Source organism: Halomonas sp. 11-S5 (assembly GCF_029889825.1).
GTDB lineage: Bacteria > Pseudomonadota > Gammaproteobacteria > Pseudomonadales > Halomonadaceae > Halomonas.
In genome coordinates, this window is the sequence record NZ_JARANW010000022.1 from 1 (window position 1) to 25,319 (window position 25,319).

At 68.4% G+C, this 25,319-nt stretch carries 27 protein-coding genes; 22 read left to right on the plus strand and 5 right to left on the minus strand.

Features of this window, described 5'->3' with window-relative positions; genetic code table 11:
* Window positions 1–199 (plus strand): TRAP transporter large permease subunit (locus OP497_RS13695; protein ID WP_280549333.1); only part of this gene is annotated, 199 nt, incomplete at its 5' end.
* 98 nt (window positions 200–297) lie between these two features.
* Here OP497_RS13695 and OP497_RS13700 read toward each other — a convergent pair.
* Entirely contained in the window at window positions 298–807 is a 510-nt protein-coding gene (locus OP497_RS13700) for a gluconokinase (protein ID WP_280549335.1), read from the minus strand.
* 293 nt (window positions 808–1,100) lie between these two features.
* On the opposite strand from OP497_RS13700, the gene OP497_RS13705 reads away from it, so the two are divergent.
* The 6 genes from OP497_RS13705 to OP497_RS13730 all read left to right on the plus strand — a co-directional run bounded on the left by OP497_RS13705 (window position 1,101) and on the right by OP497_RS13730 (window position 7,246).
* Window positions 1,101–2,510 (plus strand): MBL fold metallo-hydrolase, encoded by a 1,410-nt coding sequence (locus OP497_RS13705; protein WP_280549337.1) that lies wholly within the window; start codon window positions 1,101–1,103, stop codon window positions 2,508–2,510.
* Between the two features lie 306 nt (window positions 2,511–2,816).
* Window positions 2,817–3,683: an MBL fold metallo-hydrolase gene (locus OP497_RS13710; protein ID WP_280549339.1), complete on the plus strand. Its 867-nt coding sequence runs from the start codon at window positions 2,817–2,819 to the stop codon at window positions 3,681–3,683.
* Between the two features lie 41 nt (window positions 3,684–3,724).
* Window positions 3,725–4,144, plus strand: a complete 420-nt coding sequence (locus OP497_RS13715; protein WP_280549341.1) for a TIGR01244 family sulfur transferase — start codon at window positions 3,725–3,727, stop codon at window positions 4,142–4,144.
* Window positions 4,145–4,272: 128 nt separating this feature from the next.
* Complete coding sequence (gene sulP / locus OP497_RS13720) at window positions 4,273–6,024, plus strand: sulfate permease (protein ID WP_280549343.1); 1,752 nt, start codon at window positions 4,273–4,275, stop codon at window positions 6,022–6,024.
* Between the two features lie 335 nt (window positions 6,025–6,359).
* Window positions 6,360–6,821: a YeeE/YedE family protein gene (locus OP497_RS13725; protein WP_280549345.1), complete on the plus strand. Its 462-nt coding sequence runs from the start codon at window positions 6,360–6,362 to the stop codon at window positions 6,819–6,821.
* A complete protein-coding gene (locus tag OP497_RS13730) occupies window positions 6,818–7,246 on the plus strand; it encodes a DUF6691 family protein (protein WP_280549347.1) in 429 nt (142 codons plus the stop codon). The genes OP497_RS13725 and OP497_RS13730 overlap by 4 nt, the downstream gene beginning before the upstream one ends.
* A 70-nt stretch (window positions 7,247–7,316) precedes the next feature.
* On the opposite strand, the gene dsbG is transcribed toward OP497_RS13730, so the two are convergent.
* Entirely contained in the window at window positions 7,317–8,081 is a 765-nt protein-coding gene (gene dsbG, locus OP497_RS13735; RefSeq protein ID WP_280549349.1) for a thiol:disulfide interchange protein DsbG, read from the minus strand.
* A 231-nt stretch (window positions 8,082–8,312) separates the two neighbouring features.
* On the opposite strand from dsbG, the gene OP497_RS13740 reads away from it, so the two are divergent.
* The 10 genes from OP497_RS13740 (at window position 8,313) to lon (ending at window position 18,325) form a co-directional block, all read left to right on the plus strand.
* Window positions 8,313–8,762: a copper chaperone PCu(A)C gene (locus OP497_RS13740; RefSeq protein WP_280549351.1), complete on the plus strand. Its 450-nt coding sequence runs from the start codon at window positions 8,313–8,315 to the stop codon at window positions 8,760–8,762.
* Between the two features lie 146 nt (window positions 8,763–8,908).
* Complete coding sequence (gene nrdR, locus OP497_RS13745; protein ID WP_280549353.1) at window positions 8,909–9,394, plus strand: transcriptional regulator NrdR; 486 nt, start codon at window positions 8,909–8,911, stop codon at window positions 9,392–9,394.
* Complete coding sequence (gene ribD / locus OP497_RS13750) at window positions 9,394–10,521, plus strand: bifunctional diaminohydroxyphosphoribosylaminopyrimidine deaminase/5-amino-6-(5-phosphoribosylamino)uracil reductase RibD (protein WP_280549355.1); 1,128 nt, start codon at window positions 9,394–9,396, stop codon at window positions 10,519–10,521. The genes nrdR and ribD overlap by 1 nt, the downstream gene beginning before the upstream one ends.
* A 263-nt stretch (window positions 10,522–10,784) precedes the next feature.
* A complete protein-coding gene (gene ribBA, locus OP497_RS13755; protein ID WP_280549357.1) occupies window positions 10,785–11,948 on the plus strand; it encodes a bifunctional 3,4-dihydroxy-2-butanone-4-phosphate synthase/GTP cyclohydrolase II in 1,164 nt (387 codons plus the stop codon).
* An 85-nt stretch (window positions 11,949–12,033) separates the two neighbouring features.
* Window positions 12,034–12,534 carry a 6,7-dimethyl-8-ribityllumazine synthase gene (ribE, locus tag OP497_RS13760; protein WP_071942097.1) on the plus strand — a complete coding sequence of 167 codons (501 nt, stop codon included), beginning with the start codon at window positions 12,034–12,036 and terminating at the stop codon, window positions 12,532–12,534.
* Window positions 12,531–13,034 carry a transcription antitermination factor NusB gene (nusB, locus tag OP497_RS13765; RefSeq protein ID WP_280549361.1) on the plus strand — a complete coding sequence of 168 codons (504 nt, stop codon included), beginning with the start codon at window positions 12,531–12,533 and terminating at the stop codon, window positions 13,032–13,034. The genes ribE and nusB overlap by 4 nt, the downstream gene beginning before the upstream one ends.
* 13 nt (window positions 13,035–13,047) lie before the next feature.
* Window positions 13,048–14,007 (plus strand): thiamine-phosphate kinase, encoded by a 960-nt coding sequence (gene thiL, locus OP497_RS13770; protein ID WP_280549363.1) that lies wholly within the window; start codon window positions 13,048–13,050, stop codon window positions 14,005–14,007.
* Window positions 14,004–14,477, plus strand: a complete 474-nt coding sequence (locus OP497_RS13775) for a phosphatidylglycerophosphatase A (RefSeq protein WP_280549366.1) — start codon at window positions 14,004–14,006, stop codon at window positions 14,475–14,477. Before thiL ends, OP497_RS13775 begins: the two co-directional genes overlap by 4 nt.
* Before the next feature lie 77 nt (window positions 14,478–14,554).
* Window positions 14,555–15,814 carry a DUF945 family protein gene (locus OP497_RS13780; protein ID WP_280549367.1) on the plus strand — a complete coding sequence of 420 codons (1,260 nt, stop codon included), beginning with the start codon at window positions 14,555–14,557 and terminating at the stop codon, window positions 15,812–15,814.
* A 78-nt stretch (window positions 15,815–15,892) separates the two neighbouring features.
* Window positions 15,893–18,325, plus strand: coding sequence for an endopeptidase La (gene lon, locus OP497_RS13785; protein WP_280549369.1), 2,433 nt, complete (start codon window positions 15,893–15,895; stop codon window positions 18,323–18,325).
* Window positions 18,326–18,412: 87 nt separating this feature from the next.
* Here the strand turns inward: lon and OP497_RS13790 are convergent, their stop codons facing one another.
* Together OP497_RS13790 and OP497_RS13795 are read right to left on the minus strand one after the other, a co-directional pair.
* Complete coding sequence (locus OP497_RS13790; RefSeq protein ID WP_280549373.1) at window positions 18,413–18,844, minus strand: DUF86 domain-containing protein; 432 nt, start codon at window positions 18,842–18,844, stop codon at window positions 18,413–18,415.
* Entirely contained in the window at window positions 18,837–19,262 is a 426-nt protein-coding gene (locus tag OP497_RS13795) for a nucleotidyltransferase domain-containing protein (RefSeq protein WP_280549375.1), read from the minus strand. Before OP497_RS13795 ends, OP497_RS13790 begins: the two co-directional genes overlap by 8 nt.
* A gap of 144 nt (window positions 19,263–19,406) precedes the next feature.
* On the opposite strand from OP497_RS13795, the gene ilvD reads away from it, so the two are divergent.
* Together ilvD and OP497_RS13805 are read left to right on the plus strand one after the other, a co-directional pair.
* On the plus strand, window positions 19,407–21,251 hold the full coding sequence (gene ilvD, locus OP497_RS13800; RefSeq protein WP_280549378.1) for a dihydroxy-acid dehydratase: 1,845 nt from the start codon (window positions 19,407–19,409) through the stop codon (window positions 21,249–21,251).
* A gap of 81 nt (window positions 21,252–21,332) precedes the next feature.
* Window positions 21,333–22,421 (plus strand): oxidoreductase, encoded by a 1,089-nt coding sequence (locus OP497_RS13805; RefSeq protein ID WP_280549380.1) that lies wholly within the window; start codon window positions 21,333–21,335, stop codon window positions 22,419–22,421.
* A 15-nt stretch (window positions 22,422–22,436) separates the two neighbouring features.
* Here the strand turns inward: OP497_RS13805 and nudE are convergent, their stop codons facing one another.
* Window positions 22,437–23,042, minus strand: a complete 606-nt coding sequence (gene nudE, locus OP497_RS13810) for an ADP compounds hydrolase NudE (RefSeq protein WP_280549382.1) — start codon at window positions 23,040–23,042, stop codon at window positions 22,437–22,439.
* A gap of 94 nt (window positions 23,043–23,136) precedes the next feature.
* Between nudE and yrfG the strand changes: the two genes are divergently transcribed.
* The 3 genes from yrfG to hslO are packed head-to-tail and all read left to right on the plus strand — an operon-like array spanning window position 23,137 to window position 25,174.
* Window positions 23,137–23,907, plus strand: coding sequence for a GMP/IMP nucleotidase (gene yrfG, locus OP497_RS13815; protein WP_280549384.1), 771 nt, complete (start codon window positions 23,137–23,139; stop codon window positions 23,905–23,907).
* A complete protein-coding gene (gene hslR, locus OP497_RS13820; RefSeq protein ID WP_280549386.1) occupies window positions 23,900–24,286 on the plus strand; it encodes a ribosome-associated heat shock protein Hsp15 in 387 nt (128 codons plus the stop codon). The genes yrfG and hslR overlap by 8 nt, the downstream gene beginning before the upstream one ends.
* Window positions 24,287–24,298: 12 nt before the next feature.
* Window positions 24,299–25,174 carry an Hsp33 family molecular chaperone HslO gene (gene hslO / locus OP497_RS13825; RefSeq protein ID WP_280549387.1) on the plus strand — a complete coding sequence of 292 codons (876 nt, stop codon included), beginning with the start codon at window positions 24,299–24,301 and terminating at the stop codon, window positions 25,172–25,174.
* Window positions 25,175–25,319 lie beyond the last annotated feature (145 nt).

Genomic DNA, 25,319 nt, shown 5'->3' on the forward strand with positions numbered 1-25,319 from the left:
CATCCTGTTCGCGGTGAACATGCAGGTGTCGTTCCTGTCGCCGCCGTTCGGCCCCGCGGCCTTCTACCTGAAGAGCGTGGCGCCGCCGGAGATCAGCCTCAAGGACATCTATGTCTCGGTGCTGCCCTTCATGGCGATCCAGCTGCTGATGCTGGCGGCGCTGCTCTTGTGGCCGCAGTTGGCCATCTGGCCGCTGTAAGGTAAGTAAAAAGGCCTTAAAGGCAGCAAGAAAGAGGGAGGCCGATGGCCTCCCTTTTCGCTCTATCTATGCAGCGTAATTTCACCACTTCGTAACCACTAGCCTCGAGATTTACACAGGAATTCTTCCACAATTGTCTCGGGTGATAGGGCGACATCCAGGCGGATGGCTTCGCTGTCGCCAGGCGGCTCAAGATCACGAAGTTGGCTATCCAGCATATGCTCGCCCTGGAAGAAATGCCCTTTGCGGCCGCGAAGACGCTCCAGCAGAATCTCGCGGCTGCCATGCAGGTAGAGGATCTTCAGGTCGGGAGCGCTCTGGCATAGCTGGTCGCGGTAGCGGCGCTTGAGCGCCGAGCAGCCGATCACCAAGGAGCGCCCCTGGCTGGCATGGTCACGATAGAAGCCGGCAAGGGTCTCGAGCCAGCCTTCCCGGTCGCCATCGTTGAGGGGTTCGCCACGTGACATCTTGGCGATGCTGGTGGGGCTGTGGTGGTCATCGGCATCGATGAAGTCGGCCCCGGTGGCCTCGGCAACCAACTTGCCGATATGCGACTTTCCTGATCCTGAAACCCCCATGACCAGCGCGAGTATCGGCGTGGATTCCATCTGTCTTCTTCCATTGTATTGGCGAGGTCGTTACCCTTCATCATAGCGAAAAAAGGCCATGAATGGCCAGTGAATATCGGTCAGTGGCCAGGGGTCTTCACTCTTCTTCCGGTGTCGAAGCCGGGTGAGTCGATGGGCCACCCGGTGCCGGATGACCCGGGTCAAGAGGAGCGGCGTGAATGACGCCGGCTGGTCGGGAATCCGTTATGCTGAGACGAAGGGGTCATGCCGGGGCCGTGTCTCCGCCCTGTTCTTCGGCTATACGCTGTTCCTCGGCGATAAGGAGCGAGACCATGTCGACTCTCACCTTCCAGGGCGCGGTCAAGGAGGTTACCGGCTCGCGCTATCTCATCGAACTGGACGGCAACGGCCGCTCGCACAAGTTGCTGCTGGAGTGTGGCCTGCACCAGGGCGGCAGCGATGCCGACGAGGCCAACGCCAAGTCCTTCGGCAAGCTGCCCCGGGAGCTCGAGGCGGTGGTGCTCTCCCATGGCCATCTCGATCACTCGGGGCTGCTGCCCAAGCTGGTGAAGGAGGGGTATCGCGGGCCGATCCACTGCACGCGGGGCACCCGCGACCTGCTGGAGATCATGCTGCAGGACGCCGCCTTCATCATGGCCAAGGACGTCGAGTGGGAGAACAAGTGGCGCAAGCGCAACGGCAAGCCGCTGGTCGAACCGCTCTACGAGCTGGAGGACGTGGAACAGACCCTGGCGCTCTGCGAGACCCATCCCTACGGCCAGCCGGCCCGGTTGCCGGGCGGGGCCAGCCTGGTATTCCGCGACGCCGGCCACATCCTCGGTTCGGCCATTGTCGAGCTGGCCCTGCCCTCCGGGGGGCAAGAGAAGCGCCTGGTATTCTCGGGCGACCTGGGCAATCCCAGCTCGGTGCTGATGAAGGATCCCGAGAAGCTCTATGACGCTGACCTGGTGCTGATGGAGAGCACCTATGGCGACCGCGATCATCGGCCCCTGGGGGACACCCTCGAGGAGTTCGCCCGCGTGCTGGAGGAGGCCCATGCCGACGGCGGCAACGTACTGATTCCCGCCTTCGCCGTGGGGCGTACCCAGGAGATCCTCTACCACCTGAGCGTGCTCTACCACGAGGGGCGGCTGCGCCAGCAGATGGTGTTCCTGGACAGCCCCATGGCGATCCGTGTCACCGAGCTCTATCACCGGGCACGCAAGGCGCTGGATCCCGAGGACCTCAAGGTGCTCAACGTGGCGGCCAGCGGCGACACCCGCCAGTACCTGCCGATCCTGCGCATGACCCGCACGGTGGAGGAGTCCATGGCCATCAACCGCATTCACGGCGGGGCGATCATCATCGCCGGGGCCGGGATGTGCAATGGCGGGCGCATCATCCACCACTTCCGCTACAACCTGGAGAAACCTGATACCCGGCTGGTGATCGTGGGCTTCCAGGCGGCGGGCACGGTGGGGCGCCAGATCGTCGACGGCGCCGAGCGGATCCGCGTGATGGGCCGGGACCTGGCGGTCAAGGCGAGGGTTCACACCATTGGCGGCTTCTCGGCCCATGCCGGCCAGACCCAGCTGCTGGGCTGGGCCGGCGCCTTCCGCAACCGACCTCGCTTCTATCTGGTGCATGGCGAGCCCGGAGCCCAGCAGGCGCTGCAGGCGGCCCTCACCCGGAGCGACATCGAGGCAGAGATTCCCGCCTACGGCGACCGTATCGAGCTCTGAGCGGTGTTCCGCCTGATGCGCCTCCGGCTTATCGGGCCGGCAAGCCAGCCGTAGGCCTGGTAAGCGACAGCGCACAAGGCGTCCCGTCCCGCTCGGTGTACTGGCGTTTATGGCGCCTGCATGGCCGCTCCAAGAGGTGATGCGATCTCCCGGTGGCCGTTCCCTCCTGCCCAGTGACCCCAAAGAGGCTGCGAAGCGACATCTATCCCAGTCTTTATATGCATAAACAATCTATGTTTAGAACATAAATTTGTTTTAAGCTGTGGCCATCGCTGCAAGACAGCACACAGACGGAGAGCGTTTGCCATGTCTGATCCCATCGTGACCCACTTCTTCGACGAGCCGACCAACACCTTCAGCTATGTGGTGCAGGATCCCGACAGCCACGCCTGCGCGATCCTCGATTCGGTGCTCGACTTCGACTACGCCGCCGGGCGCACCGACGTGCGCTCCGCCGACGCGATCATCGCCTTCGTGCGCGACAACGCCCTCGAGGTGGAGTGGGTCCTCGAGACCCACGTTCACGCCGACCACCTCTCCGCCGCGCCCTATCTGCACGAGACGCTGGGCGGCAAGACCGGCATCGGCGCTCAGATCACCGTGGTGCAGGATGTCTTCGGCAAGGCCTTCAATGCCGGCACCGAGTTCGCCCGCGACGGTAGCCAGTTCGACCGCCTCTTCGAGGAGGGCGACAGCTTCACCATCGGCAACCTGGAAGGGCGGGTGCTGCACACCCCGGGCCACACCCCGGCCTGCTTGACTTACGTGATCGGTGATGCCGCCTTCGTCGGCGATACCCTGTTCATGCCCGATTACGGCACTGCCCGCTGCGACTTCCCGGGCGGCGACGCGCGCACCCTCTACCGCTCCATCCAGAAGGTGCTGGCGCTGCCGGGCGAGACCCGACTGTTCCTGTGCCATGACTACAAGGCGCCGGATCGCGAGGCGTACCAGCACGAGACCAGCGTGGCCGAGCAGCGCGCCCACAACGTCCATGTCCACGAAGGGGTCAGCGAGGAGGCGTTCGTCAAGATGCGCACCGAGCGCGACGCGACCCTGGACATGCCCCGGCTGATCCTGCCTTCGGTGCAGGTCAACATGCGCGCCGGTCATATGCCGCCGGCAGAAGATAATGGCCAGGTCTACCTCAAGGTGCCGATCAACACGTTCTGACCGCCCATTTTTCCAGACATCATCTCCCTAGGAGAGCGCCCATGCAGATCCATGAACTCGAACCCGGCTTCGCCATCACCGGTGCCGTGACACCCGCCGATCTCGATGAGGTCGCCCGTCGCGGCTTCCGCTCGGTGATCTGCAACCGCCGTCCCGGCGAAGCCGAGGACCATCCCGACGACCGTGCCCTGAGTGCCCGGGCGGCCGAGCTGGGCCTCGAATGGCGCTGTATCCCGGTCATCCCGGGCGAATACTCGGAGGCCGATATCGAGGCCTTCGGCCAGGCCCTCGATGGGCTGCCCGCGCCCATCCTGGCTTTCTGCAAGACCGGAAAGCGGGCCTTGCACCTCTGGGCACAGGCTCGCTCCCGGGAGGCTGGCTGCGATATCCCGGCGCTGCTGGCGGCGGCCCATGACGCGGGCCATGACCCCCAGCCTATCCGCGAGATGCTCAAGGCCTGACAGCGCCACGCACGACAGCGATAACGCCGTCCTGGCGCTACGGGAATGGCATGCTCAAGGGGCAGGAGTGACGGGCCCGGGCGGCTCGCCGCGATTGAACAGGGTTCACCGCAGATGACGAGACCTTAATGATCCCTTCACGCTGGATTCCCCTGATCGGCTGGCTGCACGGCTATCGGCGCGATGTGCTGGCGCGTGACCTGGTGGCGGCGGTGATCGTCACCCTCATGCTGGTGCCCCAGGCGCTGGCCTATGCGCTGCTGGCTGGCCTGCCGCCGGAGGTGGGTCTCTACGCCAGCATGCTGCCGCTGGTGCTCTATGCCCTCTTCGGCACCAGCGCCACCCTGGCGGTGGGGCCTGTGGCGGTAGCCTCGCTGATGACCGCCTCGGCGCTCGCCGGCATCGCGGCGCCCGGCAGCGCCGAGTACGTCGGCGCGGCCCTGGTGCTGGCCGCTCTCTCCGGCCTGGTCCTTTTGACCATGGGGCTGCTGCGGCTGGGGTTTCTGGCCAACTTCCTGAGCCATCCGGTGATCTCGGGCTTCGTCACCGCCTCGGGCATCCTGATCGCCGCCAGCCAGCTGCGTCATGTGCTGGGCGTGGAGGCGTCCGGTCACAACCTGGTGGAGATGGGGTCGGCGCTGGTCGCGGGGCTTGATGACATCAATGTCATCACCCTGGCGATCGGCCTGGGAGTCTGGGGGTTCCTTCTCGTGTGCCGGCGCTATCTCAAGGGCGGCCTGAGGCGCCTGGGGCTGTCGGCGACCGTCGCCGACCTGGTGGCCAAGGCCGCGCCGGTCTCGGCGGTAATCGCCACCACTCTCCTGGCCTGGAGCCTGGGGTTGGGCGAGCGCGGCGTGGATCTGGTGGGCGAGGTGCCCAGCGGCCTACCGTCCCTGGCCCTGCCGAGCCTGGATCCCGCGCTGTGGTCGAGCTTGCTGCCGGCGGCGGTGCTGATCAGCCTCGTCGGCTTCGTGGAGTCGGTCTCGGTGGCCCAGACCCTGGCCGCCAAGCGGCGCCAGCGGATCGATCCCAACCAGGAGCTGATCGCCATGGGGCTGGCCAATATCGGGGCGGGGACGAGCGGCGGGTCGCCGGTATCCGGCGGTTTCTCCCGGTCGGTGGTCAACTTCGAGGCCGGTGCCGTCACGCCACTCGCCGGCGCCTTCACCGCCCTGGGCATCGCCCTGGCGACGCTGACCCTGACCACCCCCCTGGCCTTCCTGCCCAAGGCGACGCTGGCCGCCACCATCATCGTCGCCGTGGGTATCCTGATCGATCTGCCGGCCATCAAGCGCACCTGGGCGTATTCCCGTGCCGACGGCGTGGCCATGCTGGCGACCCTGATCCTGACGCTGGTGCATGGCGTGGAGAGCGGCATCCTGGTCGGCGTGGTGCTGTCGCTCGGCCTGCACCTCTACCGTACCAGCCGCCCCCACAGTGCGGTGGTGGGGCGGGTCCCCGGCAGCGAGCATTTTCGCAACGTGCGTCGCCACCAGGTGGAAACCGACGACCAGCTGGCCATCCTGCGGGTCGACGAGAGCCTCTATTTCGCCAACGCCCGCTATCTGGAGGACACCGTCATGACCCTGGCGGCCCGCCAGCCGGCGCTTGAGCACATCGTGCTGGCCTGCCAGGCGGTCAACGTCATCGATGCCTCGGCGCTGGAGAGCCTGGAGGCGATCAATGCGCGGCTCAAGGACGCCGACGTCGCCCTGCATCTGGCCGAGGTCAAGGGGCCGGTGATGGACCGGCTGCAGCACACCGAGTTCTGCCATGAGCTGACCGGACGGGTGTTTCTGAGCACCTATGACGCCTGGCGTGAGTTGCACGACGAGAGTCACGAGACTCTGGCGCGGGGTTGTGCCGAGCTGCAGGGGTAGTGGCGAGCTTGCCATGCCCGATGCGGCCCTGTGGGAGCGCAATGCATTGCGCGAATGGTATCAACAGCAGTAGGCCCGGTAAGCGACAGCGCACCGGGCAACTTTCGCCCGATGCGCCTCCGGCTTATCGGGCCTACCGAGCCTTGCCTCGGCCGTAGGCCTGGTAAGCGACAGCGCACCGGGCAGCCGGCTGGACCGATAGGGCCGTTGTCGAAGCGCATTTATTGCCGGTTCGACGCCTCGACGAATGGCGCTGATCGAGCAGGGGCGAAAACCGCTGGTCATTGCAGCGATTCGAGAAATGGCATTCCTGGATGCAGTAGAGGAGAGAAAGCGTGGACTGGAATTCATCCCTGCAGGGACTGGCCGGTGGCATTCTCATCGGCCTGTCCGCCACCTGGCTGATGGCGACCCTGGGCCGCATCGCCGGCATCAGCGGCATTATCGGCAATTTGATCACCGCGCGTCCCAGGGGGGACAGCGCCTGGCGGCTGGCCTTCGTGCTGGGGCTGATCAGCGGCCCTGTCGTGCTGATGCTGCTGGGCGGTGGTCTGGGTAACGTGGCCGGCAGCCCCGGCGAGGTCGTCGGCGCGCCTGCGGGGGGTGTACCGCTGATGCTGGTGGCCGGCCTGCTGGTGGGCCTGGGCACGGGTCTGGGCAGCGGCTGTACCAGTGGCCACGGCGTCTGCGGCCTCGCCCGGCTGTCGATGCGCTCCCTGGTGGCAACCCTGACGTTCCTGGGGGCGGCGATCATCACCGTCTTCGTGGTTCGGCACGTGATCGGAGGTGGCGCATGAAGACCGAGACCTTGAAAACGCTCATGGGCTATATCGCGGGGCTGATCTTCGGCCTCGGCCTGGCGGTCTCCGGCATGACCGACCCGGCACGGGTGCTCGGTTTCCTGGATGTCGCCGGCGCCTGGGACCCGACCCTGATGTTCGTGCTGGGCGGTGCCGTCGTGACCAACTTCATCGGCTACCGACTGGTGCTGCGTCGCCCCAATCCGGTGTTCGGCGAGCGTTTCCAGCTGCCTACCCGGCAGGACCTGGACGGCCGCCTGATCGGCGGTGCCGCGCTGTTCGGCATCGGCTGGGGGCTCTCCGGTTACTGCCCGGGTCCGGCCTTCGCCTCTATCGCCGGGCTCACCGGCCCGCTTGTCGCCATGCTGGTGGCCATGGTGGCCGGCTGGTTCCTGGCCCGGGCGATCCCCGCCGGCCGCTGATCGGCCTGGCGCGCCATCCCCCGTCGGCCCTGCCGGCGGGAGGGTCGTCATGGTGGCGCGTCGCGCCGCCTTAGGGGCGCGGCGCGCCCATCATCGCCTCGAGGCGTGCTGCGTCGGGCGCTCCCTCGACCTTCTCCAGGCGGCCGGCCTCGTTGCGGTAGTAGGTGGTGGGCGTGGCCATCAGCCCCAGGCCCTCGAAGAGCTGGTTGTTGGCGTAGACCTGCTCCTCGATCTCGCGGGGCTGGGCAGCGGCGGCGATGCCGCTGTCACTGGCCTGGTGTGCCTGTAGCGCCGCGGCGGGATCTTCGGCGCCGAGCAGGGCGGCCGCTTTGGCCGGGCTGTCGCTGCGCAGGATGCCGACCATGATGTGGCGCAGCTGCACCTTGCCGGCCTCGACCCAGGGGCGGCTCTGCGCGTGGAAGCGGGCGCAGTAGGGGCAGTTGGGGTCGGTGAAGGTGTAGATCACGCGTGCTGCCTGCGGGTCGCCGTCCTGGATCCAGTGGCTCTCCTCGAGCCGCTGCCACACCTCGGCCTCCTGGCCGCTGCGCACGTGCTCGTCCAGCGGCGCGGCGGAGAGGTCGTTGCCCTCGGCATCGAGCAGGGTGCCGACCACGGCATGGTCGCCGTCCGGCGTGAGGTAGATGGCCATCTCGCGGCCCCGGTGGCTGGCGGCGTAGCCGCTGAGCCCGCCCGGGGCCGCGAATTCGCCGTGGATCTCCAGGCCCTGGTCTACCAGCGCTTGGACCGGCGCCGGCCAGTGGTCGTCGGCGGCGAGCGCCGAGGTCAGCGAGAGCGTGACCAGGCCGGCCGTCAGGGAGAGGAATAGAGTTCGCATCGCAATGTCCTGTTATAAAGAGAGGTTATGAAGGAGGTTATGAAGGGGTGTCATGAAGGGGTGTCGTGGAGACCTGCCGGGGGCCCGGTAGTTCCCATCCTGCCACGAGGTCATTAGGCGTGGATTAATCGCCCCGGCTGCCGGCGGGACGCGATGTCGCATCCCGCTCCCCGTCTACGTCGAGGCAGGGTAAGCTCGATGTGTCCCCCTGAGCCCATGGAGTCAACCGACATGCGCATCGCTGCCCTACCGCTGGTCCTGTTTTCGCTGTTCAGCGCCACCGCCCTGGCCCAGTCCCTTACCGTCGAGGAGGCCCGGGTGCGGGCGGTGCCGCCGGGGTCGCCCACCACCGCCGCCTTCATGGAGCTTACCAACCCGGGCGAGGCGGACCTGGCGCTGGTCGGGGGCAGCTCGCCCCTGGCCGGCAGCCTGGAGCTGCACAACCACGTGATGGTGGATGGCGTGATGCAGATGCGTCAGGTCGAGACGATCCCGGTGCCGGCCGGCGAGACCGTGCGGCTGGCACCAGGCGGCTGGCACCTGATGTTCTTCGAGCTGGCCAGGCCCCCGGCCGAGGGCGAGCGTGTCGAGTTCACCCTGACACTCGACAATGGCGAGACCCTGAGTGTCGAGGCTCCGGTGAGGCGGGTGCAACCGATGGACATGCAGGGCGATGGCTAGCACGGGAACCACTGGTTCCCCCCGGACCGCAGGGCAATCGTAGATAGCAGTATTGCCCTGCCTCCGGGCCGGCAGTCGCTGGGCGCCTTCCTTGCGAACCGTTACAATGCAGCGACAGCCTTTCCATCGACCTCGGGTTTATCCCTATGCATTGCCCCTTCTGTGGCGCCAACGACACGCGCGTGACCGATTCTCGCCTGGTGGCGGATGGCGACCAGGTACGGCGGCGGCGCCAGTGCGCGGCCTGTGGCGAGCGCTTCACCACCTACGAGACCGCCGAGCTGGTGATGCCGCGAGTGATCAAGTCCGATGGCACGCGGGAGGTATTCGACGAGACCAAGCTGCGCGCCGGCATGCTCCGGGCGCTGGAGAAGCGCCCGGTCAGTGCCGAGTCCATCGAGGTGGCGGTGGAGCGCATTCGCCAGAACCTGCGCGCCCGGGGCGAGCGCGAGATCCACGCCCGGGACATCGGTGAGGAGGTCATGCAGGCCCTCAAGCGCCTCGATCAGGTGGCCTACATCCGCTTCGCCTCGGTCTATCGCAGCTTCCAGGACATCGACGAGTTCCGCGCCGAGATCGACCGCCTGGCCCAGGAGCCCGGCTTCCCCACGGACCCGTCGGGAGCCGCCTGATGGCGCAGCACGCCTTCCCCGAGGCCTGGATGGCGCGTGCCGTGACGCTGGCGCGCCGCGGGCGCTATACCACCGATCCCAACCCCCGGGTGGGTTGCGTGCTGGTCAAGGATGGCCGGGTGGTCGGCGAGGGCTGGCACGAGCGGGCCGGCGAACCCCATGCTGAGATCCACGCCCTGCGAGCGGCGGGGGACCGTGCCCGCGGCGCCACCGCCTACGTGACCCTGGAGCCCTGCTCCCACCAGGGGCGCACCGGCCCCTGTGCCCTGGCGCTGGTCGAGGCCGGCGTGGCGCGAGTGGTGGTGGCCATGCAGGACCCCAACCCTAGCGTCGCCGGTCGGGGCATCGCCCGGCTGCGCGCCGCCGGCATCGAGGTGGCGGTGGGCCTGCTCGAGGAGGAGGCGCTGGCGCTCAACCCCGGCTTCGTGATGCGCATGTCCCACGGCCGCCCCTTCGTGCGCCTGAAGATGGCCATGAGCCTCGACGGCCGCACCGCCATGCGCTCCGGCGAGTCCCAGTGGATCACCGGGCCCCAGGCCCGCCGCGAGGTTCAGCGCCTGCGCGCCCGCTCCAGCGCCATCCTCACCGGGGTCGAGTCGATCATCTTCGACAACGCCCGGCTCACCGTGCGGCCCGAGCAGCTCGAACTGCCCGAGGGCGAGGCGCTTGTCGCCCGCCAGCCGCTGCGCGTGGTGGTGGACTCCCGGCTGCGCCTGCCGCTGGCCGCGGCCTGCCTGCGCGAGCCCGGCCGCACCCTGGTGGCCACCCTGGTCGACCACGAGCCCGAGCGGCGCAAAAGGCTCCAGGCCGCCGGCGCCGAGGTGGTGGCGATGCCCGCGGGCCCCGACGGCCGCGTCGACCTCGATGCTCTGCTGCGCCACCTGGCCGAGGCCGAGCAGGCCAACGAGGTGCTGCTGGAGACCGGGGCGACGCTGGCCGGTGCCATGCTCGAGGCCGGTCTGATCGACGAGATGCAGCTGTTCGTGGCGCCGACCCTGCTCGGCGGCGAGGCGCGTCCGCTCTTCGCGCTGCCGGGCCTGACCCTGATGGCCCAGCAGAAGGGGCTGGAGATCCTCGATATCCGCGCCGTGGGCCAGGATTGGCGGATTACCGCCCGGCCGCGGTGAGCTACAAGCGCCGAGCAGCCAAGGGTCGAGTAGCAAGTGGCAAGGGGCAAGGGGCAAGGGGATTCTTGTTACTTTCTACTTGAGACTCCGCCTGGCCGCTTGGCCGCTTGGCCCTTCAGAACTGGCGCCCGACGACGCGGCTGTTTACTGGCGCCCGACGACGCGCCACGGTACCCTGACGCGGTTTCGAGGTGGCGACGCCCGATGGCGACCCGCTCGTCGTCGGATGACGACAGCCACCACGCTGAATCAATGGAGACTCCATGGTGCACGCCTCATCCGGGGGCCTGGCCCCCATCGAAGAACTGGTCGAGGACATCCGTCAGGGCCGGATGGTGATCCTGATGGATGACGAGGATCGCGAGAACGAAGGCGACATCATCATGGCCGCCGAGAAGGTCGAGGCCGAGCACATCAACTTCATGGCGCGCCACGCCAGGGGCCTGATCTGCCTGCCGATGACCCGCGAGCGTTGCGAGCGTCTCCAGCTGCCGCTGATGGTGCGCGACAACGGCTCCGGCTTCGGGACCAAGTTCACCCTCTCCATCGAGGCCGCCGAGGGCGTGACCACCGGCATCTCCGCCGCCGACCGGGCACGCACCGTGCGCGCCGCGGTCGCCCGCGATGCGGTTGCCGCCGACATCGTCCAGCCCGGCCACATCTTCCCGCTGATGGCCGAGCCCGGCGGCGTGCTGCGCCGCGCCGGCCATACCGAGGCGGCTTGCGATCTCGCCGCCCTGGCCGGCCTCGACCCCAGCGGCGTGATCTGCGAGGTCATGAACGAGGACGGCAGCATGGCCCGCCGGGCGGAGCTCGAGCGCTTCGCCGTCGAGCATGGCCTGAAGATGGGCACCATCGCCGACCTCATCCACTATCGCATCCACAACGAGCAGACCGTGCAGCCGGTGGAATCGACGCCGGTGCAGACCGCCTTCGGTGAGCTCAACCTGCACGTCTTCCGCGACAGCATCCAGGGCGCCCATCACCTGGCGCTGGTCAAGGGCCACCCGCACCCCGAGGCGCTGACCACGGTGCGCGTGCACCTGGCCAACGTGATGCGCGATCTGCTCGCCCTGCAGAAGGGCGACAAGCCGAGCTGGACCGCCCAGCAGGCGGTTGCCGAGGTGGCGCGGGCCGATCACGGGGTCTTCGTGCTGCTCGACGACGGGCGCCCGCGCCAGGATCTCCATGACCTGCTCGAGGTGTTCCTGGAGCGCCGTCGGCCGCCGCGCACCAGCGACTCCGACGGCGCCGGCAACTACCTGACCATCGGCACCGGCTCGCAGATCCTGCGCCACCTGGGGGTGGGCAGGATGCGCCTGCTGAGCTCGCCCTGGAAGTTCTCGGCGCTCTCCGGCTTCGACCTCGAGGTGGTGGAGCGACTCGAGCCCGGCGAGCAGGCGACCGCCGGGCAGGACGACGACTAGCGCTGTCGCCTTTCACACTACGGCATGGCCCCGATGGCCATGCCTGCCGGACCTTCAAGCCCCGGATCTCTCAGGACACCGAACCATGCAACCGATTTCCCAAGTCGAAGGCAGCTTCGTCGACGTCGATGGCCGCTACGTGATCGTGGTCGGCCGCTTCAATCATCATGTAGTGGACAGCCTGGTCGAGGGCGCCGTGGACAGCCTGGTGCGCCATGGCGTCGATCCGCAGGGCATCGATATCGTCCACGTGCCCGGCGCCTGGGAGCTGCCGCTGGCCATCAAGCGCGTGCTGCAGGTAGCACGCCCCGACGCGGTGATCGCCCTGGGGGCGGTGATCCGCGGTGGCACCCCGCACTTTGAGTACGTCGCCGGCGGCTGCAACACCGCCATGGGCCACCTGCAGCTGGAGTTCGACACCCCGGTGGCCAACGGCGTGCTGACCGTCGAGTCCATCGAGCAGGCCATCGAGCGCGCCGGCACCAAGGCCGGCAACAAGGGCGCCGAGGCGGCCATGGCGGCCATGGAGATGGTCTCGCTGCTGCGCTGCTTCGGCGATGATGCCGACGACGGGGGTGAGGCATGAGCGGCGAGCGCCCGCGGGCCCCGTCGAAGGCCCAGCAGTCCCGCCATGCGGCCCGTGAACTGGCGGTGCAGGGCCTCTACCAGTGGCAGATGACCGGGAAGTCGATCAGCGCCGTGGAGTCCGAGTTCCGCAGCCAGGTGGCCGACGACGATCTCGAGGACCACGAGAACTGGCATAAGGTCATGGAGATCGCCGACCTGGCGCTCTTCCACGAGCTGCTGCACAACGTGGCGAACCAGCGCCGGGAGCTCGATGCCGCCATCGCGCCGCTGCTCGACCGGCGTCTCGAGGACCTCGATCCCATCGAGCTGGCGATCCTGCGCCTGGGCGCCTACGAGCTTTCCCGTCGCCTCGAGGTGCCCTATCGCGCGGTGATCAACGAAGGGGTCGAGCTGGCCAAGTCCTTCGGTGCCACCGACGGGCACAAGTACGTCAACGGCATCCTCGACAAGCTCGCCGGGCGGCTGAGATCCGCCGAGGTCACCGCTCGCCGCCGCTGAAGGCCCGCCCCTGATGCACAGCGAATTCGAACTCATCACCCGCTTCTTCACTCCCGACCCGCCGGGGGCGGAGGCCGGCGTGACCCTGGGCGTGGGGGACGACTGCACCCTGCTGGCCCCGACCCCCGGGCAGCGGCTGGCGGTCAGCGTGGATACCTCGGTGGCCGGCATCCACTTTCCCGAGGATGCCCCGGCCGTGGCGGTCGGCCACCGGGCGCTGGCGGTCAGCCTGAGCGACCTCGCCGCCATGGGCGCCCGTGCCCGCTGGTGCCTGATGTCGCTGACCCTGCCGGCGGCCGATGACGATGCCTGGCTGGGGGAGTTCGCTCGCGGCTTCCATGCCCTCTGCGATGCCACCGGCACGGCCCTGGTGGGCGGCGACGTGACCCGCGGCGAACTGGCCATCGGCGTGACGGTGATGGGCGAGGTGCCCCCCGGGCAGGCGCTGACCCGCAGCGGGGCTCGGCCGGGTGACCTGCTGGCGGTGACCGGTGCGCTGGGGGGCGGGGCCGGAGGGCTGGCCCTGTGGCGGCGTGGCGAGCGGGACACCGACCATCCGCTGCTCAGGCGCTACCTCCACCCGCTGCCGCGCCTGGCGGCGGGCCTGGCCATGCGCGGCCTGGCCAGCGCCGCCATCGATATCTCCGACGGCCTGCTGGCCGACCTCGGGCATGTCCTCGAGGCCTCGGGCGTCGGGGCCGAGCTGACGCCCGACACGCTGCCCCTGGCCGAGGGCCTGGTGGCGGCGCTGGGCGAGGAGGGGGCCCGCGAGGCGGGGCTCCACGGCGGTGATGACTACGAGCTGCTGCTCGGCCTGCCCCCCGAACACCTCGACGCGGCCCGCGCCCGGCTGGCCGCCCTGGGCCTGGCCCTCACGGTGATCGGCTATTTCAGCGACGAACCCGGTGTGCAGGGCGTGACGGTCACCGGCGAGCGGGGCTGGCAGCACTTTTCGGGAGGCGCCGCGCCATGAATCAGGCTCCCGCCAGCGTCTGGCGACGCCCCGTGCACTTCCTGGCCTTCGGGCTGGGCAGTGGCACCGTGCCCTTCGCGCCCGGCACCTTCGGCACCCTGGCCGCGATTCCCTTCTACTGGCTGCTCTCCGAGCTGCCGCTGGGCTGGTACCTGGGCCTGGTGGCGGTGACCTTTTTCTGGGGTATCTGGCTGTGCGACAAGACCTCCCGCGACCTGGGGGTCCACGACCACTCGGGCATCGTCTGGGACGAGTTCGTCGGCTACTGGCTGACCATGGCGGCCGTGCCTTTCTCCTGGGAAGCCGCCCTCTGGGGGTTCGTGATCTTCCGCATCTTCGATGTCTTCAAGCCCTGGCCGATCCGCTGGGCGGACCGGCGGGTGGCCGGCGGCTTCGGCATCATGATCGACGATGTCCTCGCCGCCGTGTATGCATGGAGTACCATGCACCTGTGGTTCTGGCTCCATTGATCCGGCGGCACTGAAAGTTTTCCAGCGTCCCGACGACGCAAGGGTGAACGGACAAGGCGCGGGTAAGGAGCGGCATGATGCGCAAGGAACGACTGATCGTCCCGCTGCTAGTCGGGCTGGCACTGCTCTGGGCCGTCGCCCAGTACTTCTCCGGCGTGTTCTTCGAGCGCGAACTCGCCAGGGCCCTGGATGACCTCGCCGCTCGGGGGGAGCTCGCGGTGAAGCGCAGCGACGTCGAGCGCGGCTGGCTCGAGTCCCGTGGCACCCTCCACCTGACCCCCCGCTTCGGCCAGGCCTGGCACCTGGAGCTGCCCTACGTGGCGCGTCACGGGGTGATAAGCACCCGCATCGACGGCGAGCTGAGGCCGCATTTCGGGCCGGGCGACCGGCGCCTGTTCGGCGACGCCCTGCCCTCGACCCCGCCCACCTGGCAGGCCCGCTACCGTACCCTCGGCGCCACCCTGGAGGGGCGGCTCGAGCTGGCGCCCTTCATCGTCAGCCAGGAGGGGCGCGAGCTCGACTTCCGCGGCGGGCGGATCACCTTCGGCGGCGTCTACGGCGACTGGCGGCTTCAGGCCAGTCTCGCGTCCTGGCGGCTCAGCGATGGCCCGGTCACCCTGGAAGCGGGGCCGACCACCCTGGAGAGCCGCTATACCTATACCGAGGGCGCCTACCACTTCCGGCAGCAGGACTTGCTGAAGGTGGAGCGACTGGCCTGGCATCAGCCGGACCTCGAGCTGGATGCCCATGGGCTGGTCCTGCACAGCCGCACGGTCCTCGACGAGCAGGAGCTGCGCGTCGACAGCGAGCTGATCCTGGACCGACTGGTGACGGCGGAGCAGGTGCTGCTCACCGGTCGCGTCGCCCTGGAGCTGTCGCGGATCAACGCCGACGCCCTGCGCAGCGTGCTGGCCGTGCTGCGCGACGAGGCGGCCCGAGGCACTGCCGCCCAGGATGGCCGCGAGCTGCTCGCGCGGCTGGAGCCGCAGCTGTTGGCCATGCTCCAGGACTCGCCACGCCTGGACATCCATGCCATCGCCCTGGACAGCCCGATGCTGGGGCTGGACGCGCAGGGCGACGGGGCGCTGTTCTTCGATGCGCGCCGGCTCGAGGCGCTGAGCCTGGTCGCACTCGGTGATCCCGATGAACAGGCCAGCGAGCAGGCCCGCTGGCGGGCGCGGCTCTACGGTGACCTCACCTGGGACCAGGTGCCCAAGGTGGTGGCCCTGTGGCTCGGCCTGCCGCTGGATACCCAGGACCTGGAGATCGACGTGGTGCGCGGCCGGGTGCGGATCAACGGTCGCCCGCTGCCGCCGGCCCTCGAGCGGCTACAGTGACTTGAAGTCGGGCGCCGGTGCCCGCATTGCTGAGGGCAGCCCCGGGAATCCATCCCGGCGATCCAGGACGAGGAACGCATGAGCGACGATCACGAAGCACAGGATGGCCTGGACTGGATCCAGGCCAACGCCGACGACTCCCCGTACGATGAGCGGCCGGGCGAGGACAACCACCACGCGGTGGTGCCCGCCAGCGACTCCCTGCCCGAGCGCATCTACCTGCTGCCGATCCACAACCGGCCCTTCTTTCCCGCCCAGGTCCAGCCGCTGGTGGTCAACCGCGAGCGCTGGGAGGAGACCATCCGCCGCGTCGGCAACACGCCGCACCATACCGTGGGCCTGGCCTTCGTCGGCGAGACCGGGGTCGAGGAGCTCGGCGGCGAGGATTTCCCCGAGACCGGTACCGCGGTGCGGGTGCACAAGCTGCAGGGCGAGGAGCAGCAGATCCAGTTCATCGCCCAGGGCGTGCGCCGCTTTCGCATCCGGCGCTGGCTCTCCCGTACGCCGCCCTACCTGGTGGAGGTGAGCTACCCCCGCGAGCCGGTGGACGCCGAAGCGGACGAGACCCGCGCCTATGCCATGGCGCTGATCAACGGCATCAAGGAGCTGCTGCCGATCAACCCGCTCTACGGCGAGGAGCTCAAGCACTACCTGAACCGCTTCAGCCCCCACGAGCCGGGCCCGCTGACCGACTTCGCCGCGGCCATCACCTCGGCCAAGGGCCCCGAGCTGCAGGACGTGCTGGAGACCCTGCCGGTGATGGCCCGCATGCAGAAGGTACTGCCGCTGCTGCGCAAGGAGATCGAGGTCGCCCAGCTGCAGAGCGAGATCAGCGACCAGGTCAATGCCCAGATGCAGGAGCGCCAGCGGGAGTTCTTCCTGCGCGAGCAGCTCAAGGTGATCCAGCGCGAACTGGGCATCTCCAAGGATGACCGCGAGAACGATGTCGACACCTTCCGCGCCCGCCTCGAGGGGCGCGTGGTGCCGGAGCGGGTCATGGAGCGCATCGACGACGAGCTCGACAAGCTCTCGGTGCTGGAGACCGGCTCGCCGGAATACGGCACCACCCGCAACTACCTGGACTGGCTCACCGCCATGCCCTGGGGGGTGCGCAGCCAGGACCAGCTCGACCTGGCCCACGCCCGCTCGGTGCTCGACCGCGACCACGACGGCCTCAAGGACGTCAAGGAGCGGATCGTCGAGTTCCTCGCCGAGGGCACCTTCAAGGGCGACGTGGGCGGCTCCATCCTGCTGCTGGTCGGTCCCCCCGGGGTCGGCAAGACCTCGGTGGGGCGCTCCATCGCCGATGCCCTGGGCCGCGAGTTCTACCGTTTCTCGGTGGGCGGCATGCGCGACGAGGCCGAGATCAAGGGGCATCGCCGCACCTACATCGGTGCCATGCCCGGCAAGCTCGCCCAGGCCCTCAAGGAGGTCGAGGTCGAGAACCCGGTGATCATGCTCGACGAGATCGACAAGATGGGGCAGTCCTTCCAGGGCGACCCGGCCTCGGCACTGCTCGAGGTGCTCGACCCGGAGCAGAACGTCGACTTCCTCGACCACTACCTCGACGTGCGCGTGGATCTTTCCAAGGTGCTGTTCGTGTGTACCGCCAACACCCTGGACGCGATCCCCCCGGCGCTGCTGGATCGCATGGAGCAGATCCGCCTCTCCGGCTACATCGCCGAGGAGAAGGTGGCCATCGCCAAGCACCACCTGTGGCCCAAGCTGCTCAAGCGCGACCGCATGCCCAAGAAGCGCATCAACCTCACCGAGGCGGCGCTGCGCCAGGTGATCGAGGGCTACGCCCGCGAGGCCGGGGTGCGTCAGCTCGAGAAGCAGCTGCATCGCATCGTGCGCAAGGCGGCCGTGAAACTGCTGGAGAACGATCAGCAGTCGGTGCGGGTCTCGGTGAACAACCTCGAGGACTATCTGGGTGCACCGATCTTCCGCAAGGAGCAGGTGATGCAGGGCGAGGGCGTGGTCACCGGCCTGGCCTGGACCGCCATGGGCGGCGCCACGCTCTCCATCGAGGCCGGCAAGGTGCACGCCCTGGACCGCGGCTTCAAGCTCACCGGCCAGCTCGGCGACGTCATGAAGGAGTCGGCCAACATCGCCTACAGCTACGTGCTCGGCCATCTGGGCGAGTACGGCGCCGATGCGGACTTCTTCGACTCGGCCTTCGTGCACCTTCACGTGCCGGAAGGGGCCACGCCCAAGGATGGCCCCTCCGCCGGGGTGACCATGGCCACCGCGCTGCTGTCGCTGGCCCGGCACCGCGCCATCGACCGGCCGCTGGCGATGACCGGCGAGCTGACCCTGACCGGCCAGGTGCTGCCGGTGGGCGGCATCCGCGAGAAGGTGATCGCCGCCCGGCGCAGTGACATCTTCGAGCTGATCCTGCCCGAGGCCAACCGGCGTGACTTCGACGAGCTGCCCGACTACCTCAAGGAGGGCATGACGGTGCATTTCGCCGGCCGCTACCGTGACGTGGCCAAGGTGGTGTTCGACTGATCGGCCTTCCCGATGGGTTGCCTGGACTGCCCGGTGCGCTGTCGCTTACCGGGCCTGCTCGAGGCGGTATGCTCGGCACGAATCTCGTTACCTGGACTGTTCCAGGACATTCAGTGCCGAGCGACCGAAATCCAGCATGGCCTGATAGTGCTCGTTGCTGATGACGCTTTCCACGATCTCCGGGTTCACTTCGAGATAGTCGTGGACCAGCACGTTGCGCAGGCCAATGATGCGGCGCCACGGGGTCTTGGCATCGATCTTTCCTGCGTCGCTCAGTCGCTCGAAACCCGTTGCAGCATCTCGACAGACCTGCCCGGTCTCCAGCCGAGTCCAGTGCTTTGCCAGCCCGATGCAGGACTCGATGAGGATCTGCAGGGTGCGTTCTGCGGCATGTCGCTCGAGTCGACGCCAGGGGCGCTGGGTCAGGAGGTTGGCAAGCTCGGCGATATCCTGTTCGCATTCGGTCAGGTGCTGGCGCTGGGCCTCCAGATAGGCGCTCTGGCGCGGCATGTCAGGCATGGATGCCCTCCGGGTGAAGGTAATCAATCTCCCACCGCGACAGGATGCGTGATTCCTGACGCATGCGGATCTGAGGGTAGCGATCGATCAATAGGTGGCCCTGGCTGAGGATGCTCCAGCCTAACGGAATGGGGGCAATGGCCAGATCGACGACGCTCAGCATGCCGTCTTCGAGAGCCAGCTCGCGCTGCCACTCCAGCGCCAGCAGTTCGGGGCGCAGGCGTCTCTCTAGTGGCTCATCGGTCCAGGTGGTGAAGGCCACCGCCAGGTCATAGTCGCTGTGGGGGTGATGATCCCCCCGGGCCCTGGAGCCATAGAGCCACAGGGCCGCCAGATTCTCCTGTTGCCGAGCCAGAGAGACAATGGCTTGCAGGTTTGCATCGTGCCGGGCGTCTTCGGTATTGGAAGCGGGCAGCATGGCGGTACTTTTCCTGAGGGATCGGGACCATCTTCGAGTCTGTCGTGTCGGGGTGCAAGACGTACAGGCAGGGCGCTGGCCTGGCGGCCGGCCGCGTGACAGAATCGATGGCTATCTGGATGCCGCTTAAAAGAAGAGGACAGCATGCCCGAGTATCGTTCCCGTACCACCACCGCCGGCCGCAACATGGCCGGTGCCCGCGCCCTGTGGCGCGCCACCGGCATGCAGGACGATGACTTCCACAAGCCGATCATCGCGGTGGCCAACTCCTTCACCCAGTTCGTGCCCGGCCACGTGCATCTGAAGGACATGGGCCAGCTGGTGGCGCGCGAGATCGAGAAGGCCGGCGGGGTGGCCAAGGAATTCAACACCATCGCCGTGGACGACGGCATCGCCATGGGCCACGACGGCATGCTCTACTCGCTGCCGAGCCGCGACCTGATCGCCGACAGCGTCGAGTACATGGTCAACGCCCACTGCGCCGATGCGCTGGTGTGCATCTCCAACTGCGACAAGATCACTCCGGGAATGCTCAACGCCGCCATGCGCCTGAACATCCCGGTGATCTTCGTCTCCGGCGGCCCCATGGAGGCGGGCAAGACCCGGCTGCTCGACCACGGCATCGACCTGATCGATGCGATGATCTCCGCCGCCGATGACCGCTACAGCGACGCGGAGATCGACGAGATCGAGCGCAGCGCCTGCCCGACCTGCGGCAGCTGCTCGGGCATGTTCACCGCCAACTCCATGAACTGCCTGATGGAGGCCCTGGGCCTGGCGCTGCCGGGCAACGGCACGGTGCTGGCCACCCACGCCGACCGTCGCCGGCTGTTCGAGGAGGCGGGAAGCCGCATCGTCGAGCTGGCCACGCGCGTCTATGAAGGTGACGAGGCGCACCTGCTGCCGCGGGCCATCGGCTCCCGGGCGGCCTTCTGCAACGCCATGACCCTGGACATCGCCATGGGGGGCTCCACCAACACCATCCTGCACCTGCTGGCCGCCGCCCAGGAGGGCGAGGTGGACTTCACCATGGCCGACATCGACCGGCTGTCGCGGGAGGTGCCGCAGCTGTGCAAGCTGGCGCCCAACACCCAGCAGTACCATATCGAGGACTGCCACCGGGCCGGCGGCATCATGGCCATCCTCGGCGAGCTCGACCGCGCCGGCGTGCTGGATACCCGGGTGCCCACCGTCTACGGTGACACCCTCAAGGCGGCCCTGGACGAGTGGGACATCATGCGCTCGCCGAGCCCCGAGGTGGTGGAGTTCTACAAGGCCGGCCCCGGTGGCATTCCCTCCCAGGAGGCCTTCTCCCAGGCCGCCCGCTGGCCGAGCCTCGACGGCGATCGCGCCGGCGGCTGCATCCGCGATCTCGAGCACGGCTTCTCCCGCGAGGGCGGCCTGGCGGTGCTCAAGGGCAACATCGCCGAGGACGGCTGCGTGGTGAAGACCGCCGGCGTCGACGACGCCATCCTGGTCTTCGAGGGCCCGGCCCATGTGGTGGAGTCCCAGGACCAGGCGGTGGAGCATATCCTCGCTGGCCAGGTGACGGAGGGCGAGGTGGTCGTCATCCGCTACGAGGGCCCGCGCGGTGGCCCGGGCATGCAGGAGATGCTCTACCCGACCAGCTATCTCAAGTCCAAGGGGCTGGGCAAGGCCTGCGCACTGCTCACCGACGGGCGCTTCTCCGGGGGGACCTCGGGGCTCTCCATCGGCCACGCCTCGCCGGAGGCGGCGGCCGGGGGGGCCATCGGCCTGGTGGAGAGCGGCGACATCATTCGCATCGATATCCCCGGCCGCCGCATCGACGTGAAGCTCCCCGACGAGGAGCTTGCGCGTCGTCGCGAGGCGGAGGAGGCGAAGGGCGCACAGGCCTGGAAACCGAGCATCCCGCGCGAGCGCAGGGTCTCGACGGCGCTCAAGGCCTATGCCCTGCTGGCGACCTCCGCCGACAAGGGCGCGGTACGCGACCTGACCCGGCTCGACTAACCCCAGACCTGGCCGAACGCCAAGTGACGCGAGTCCCGGCCGAGGGCCGGGCCCCATGACCCCTGCAGGGAAGCCCGCACGATGAAGACACAGACCCTCAACGTCGGCCTGGTCGGCTACGGCATGGCCGGGCGCACCTTCCACGCCCCGCTGATCCAGGCCGCCCCCGGCCTGGAGCTGACCGCCGTGGTCAGCGGCAATGCCGAGCGCGTCCAGGCCGACCACCCCGAGGTCGAGGTGCTGCCCAAGGCGGCGCCGCTGTTCGCACGACGCGACATCGACCTGGTAGTGATCGCCACCCCCAACGACACCCACTTCTCGCTGGCCAAGGCGGCGCTGGCGGCCGGCAAGCACGTGGTGATCGACAAGCCCTTCAGCGTCAGCGCCTCCGAGGCCCGCCTGCTCAAGGCCCAGGCCGATGGCGCCGGGCGCCTGCTCAGCGTCTTCCACAACCGCCGCTGGGACAGCGACTTCCTGACCCTCAAGGCACTGCTCGACGCGGGGACCCTGGGACGGGTGGTGTCGCTGGAGTCGCGCTTCGACCGCTTTCGCCCCCGGGTCACCGACCGCTGGCGCGACCACCACAAGCCGGGTGGTGGCATCTGGTACGACCTCGGGCCGCACCTGCTCGACCAGGCCCGGCAGCTGTTCGGCATGCCCAGGGCGATCCTGCTGGAACTCGCCACCTCTCGCGAGGGCGCCGAGGTGGATGACGACTTCCTTTGCCTGCTGGAGTACGACCACCTGCGGGTGAGCCTGCAGGCCGGCTCCCTGGTGGCCGCACCGACCCCGCGCTTCCGGGTCCACGGCACCCGCGGTAGCTTCGTGACGTACGGGCTCGACCCCCAGGAGGCCTGGCTCAAGGCGGGGCAGACGCCCGCATCGAGCTGGGGCGTGGATGCCGAGCCCGGCATCCTGACCCTCGACGCGGGGGAGGGCGACGCGGTGGCCCTGACGAGCCGCGAGGCGTCGGTCGTGCCGGGGGACTACCCCGCCTTCTACGCCGGCATCGCCCAGACGCTGCTCGAGGGCACGCCGCCGCCGGTGACCAGCGAGTCGGCCCTGGACGTGATGATCCTGCTGGAAACCGGGCTCGACAGCTATCGGCAGGGTCGCTGGGTGAGGCTCAAGGATGGCAAAAGCGCGCTGCGCCGGCTGCACTCCCGGTAGCGGGTGTCGCCGGGCTCACCAGAGCCCGGCATCGACGGGTGCCTCGCTGCGCAGCTTGTCCCGGGCGATGAACAGCGCGGCGATGGCGCGGGCCTCGTGGAAGTCCTCCCGGGCCAGCAGGGCCGAGAGCTCGTCGATGGCGTGGGTCTCCACGATCAGCGGCTCCGGCTCGTCGCCGGGCAGGCGCTTCGGGTAGAGGTCGCTGGCCAGCAGTACCTGCATGCGGTGGCGCATATAGTTGGGGGCCAGCGACAGCTCCACCAGGGGCTCTATGCGGTGGGCGCCGAAGCCGCACTCTTCCATCAGTTCGCGATTGGCCGCGGTGACGATGTCCTCGCCCGGATCGACGAGCCCCTTGGGCAGGGTCAGCACGTAGTCCTCGAAGCCGGCGGCATACTCGCGGATGAGCAGCACGTGTTCCGGGTCGGGCATGGCCACGATCATCACCGCGCCGATGCCCTGGCCGGTGCCGGTGAGCCGCTCGAAGGTGCGCTCGGCGCCGTTGGAGAAACGCAGGTCCAGCTCCTCGACGTGGAAGAGACGACTTCGCGCCACGCTGCGCCGGTCGAGGATGTGTGGCTTGACGGGCCAGGGTCGGGAGGCGTCGTGCGGGTCGGACATGGTGGAGATTCCCTGTTGGCGATTCGATACAATACTATTTCGCAACGGCCCAATACTATGTCCCAACGGACCCTGATTCACCCCGGGAGTAGCGATGATCGACTGGCGCGCCATCGACACCGTCCTGCTGGACATGGACGGCACCCTGCTGGACCTGCACTTCGACAGCCACTTCTGGCTCGAGCACCTGCCGCGACGCTATGGGGAACTGCATCGCCTCGACGAGGCGACCCAGGAGGAGCTGCGTGCCCGGATCATCCGCGAGCAGGGCACCCTCAACTGGTACAGCCTGGCCTACTGGAGTCGCGAGCTGGGGGTCGACGTGGTGGCCCTCAAGCGCGAGATCCAGCATCTCATCGGCCTGCGCAGCGACGCCCTGGACTTCCTCCGCTGGCTCAAGGCGGCCCATCCCCGGGTGGTGCTGGCCACCAATGCCGACCGCGCTAGCCTGGAACTCAAGCTGCCGCTCACCGGGCTGGAGGAGTACCTGGATGCCATCGTCTCCTCGGCGGATCTCGGTGTCCCCAAGGAGGAGCAGGCCTTCTGGTTCGCGCTGCAGGAGGTCGAGCCCTTCGACCCTCAGCGTACCCTGTTCATCGACGACAACGCCTCGGTGCTCGAGAGCGCCCGGGAGTTCGGCATCCGCCACCTGCTGGGCATCAAGCAACCCGACAGCCGCCGGCCGGAGCGGGAGCTCGAGGAGTTCATCGCCCTGGACCGCTTCGCCAGCATCCTGCCCGACAACCTGCCGCCCACGACGGGCGAAGCGCCTGCGGCGGGTGAGGCGCCTGCGGCGGGTGAGGCGCCTGCGGCGGGTGAGGCGCCTGCAGCGGGTGAGGAGAAGGAGGAGGGCGGCCGTGGATAGCGTGCGACTCGACAAGTGGCTGTGGGCGGCGCGCTTCTTCAAGACCCGCGCCCTGGCCAAGAAGGCCATCGAGGGCGGCAAGGTCCACTACGGGGGTGGGCGGGCCAAGACCAGCAAGACCGTCGAGGTCGGCGCCTTGATCCGGGTGCCTCAGGGCTGGGACATCCTGGAGGTGGAGGTGCTGGCGCTCTCCGACCAGCGCCGCGGCGCCTCCGAGGCCCGCGCACTCTACCGCGAGACCGAGCAGAGCGTCGCGCGCCGCGAGCGCGAGGCCGAGGCCCGGCGCCTCACCAACCAGGTCATGCAGCACCCGCTCAAGCGCCCCGACAAGAAGCAGCGTCGGGAGATCCAACGCTTCCAGCGCCAGCAGGATGACTAGACAGAGAGCCTCATGACCGATCAGATTCAGCGTTTCCTCTTCGACAACACCAACGTGCGTGGCGAGATCGTCACCCTCGAGCGCGCCTACGGCGAGGTACTCGAGCGCCACGACTATCCCCCCGCGGTGAACCACCTGCTCGGCGAGCTGCTCGCCGCGGTGGCCCTGCTCACCGACACCGTCAAGCTCGACGGCACCCTGAGCATCGAGGTGCGCGGCCAGGGCGCGCTCGCCCTGCTGATGGCGGAATCCAACCCCGGCGGCGAGCTGCGCGCCATTGCCCGCCTGGCCGAGGATGCGCCGATTCCCGGCGCCGATGCCGGCTTCCGGGAACTGGTGGGCGAGGGACAGATCGTGATCACCCTCGACCCCACCGATGGCCACCGCTATCAGGGCATCGTGGCCCTCGAGCACGACGGCCTGGCGGGCTGCCTCGCCGCCTACTTTGCCCAGTCCGAGCAGCTGCCGACGCGGCTGTGGCTGGCCGCCGACGGGCGGCGTGCCGGCGGCCTGCTGTTGCAGCGCCTGCCCGACGCGTCCCGCCCCCAGGACGCCGACGCCTGGGAGCGCACCCTGCACCTGGCCGACACCGTGAAGGACGAGGAGCTGCTCGGCCTCGAGCCGCTCGAGGTGCTGCGCCGGCTCTATCACGAGGAGACGGTGCGGGTCTTCGATCCCAAGGCGCTGCGCTTCGGCTGCACCTGCTCGCGTGAGCGCATCGCCTCCGCGCTGATGACCCTGGGCACGCAGGAGCTGCGCGAGGTGCTGGCCGAGCAGGGCGGCATCGATACCCAGTGCCACTTCTGCCATACCCGCTACCACTTCCCGGTGTCCGAGGTCGAGGCGATGCTCGACGACCCCGAGGGAGTGCCGCCGACCCTGCACTGAGGTCGTCGCGGCCCAAGTGCTGCATAGCAGCATGTGTTTTCGAGTGAGCGGTAGTGAACGGCGCCGATGTAGTAGAAAAACTACATTATCTTCGCCCAATAACGGCGTTTCCCGTTGGCCGGGTTTTTGCCATAATGGCGCCGTT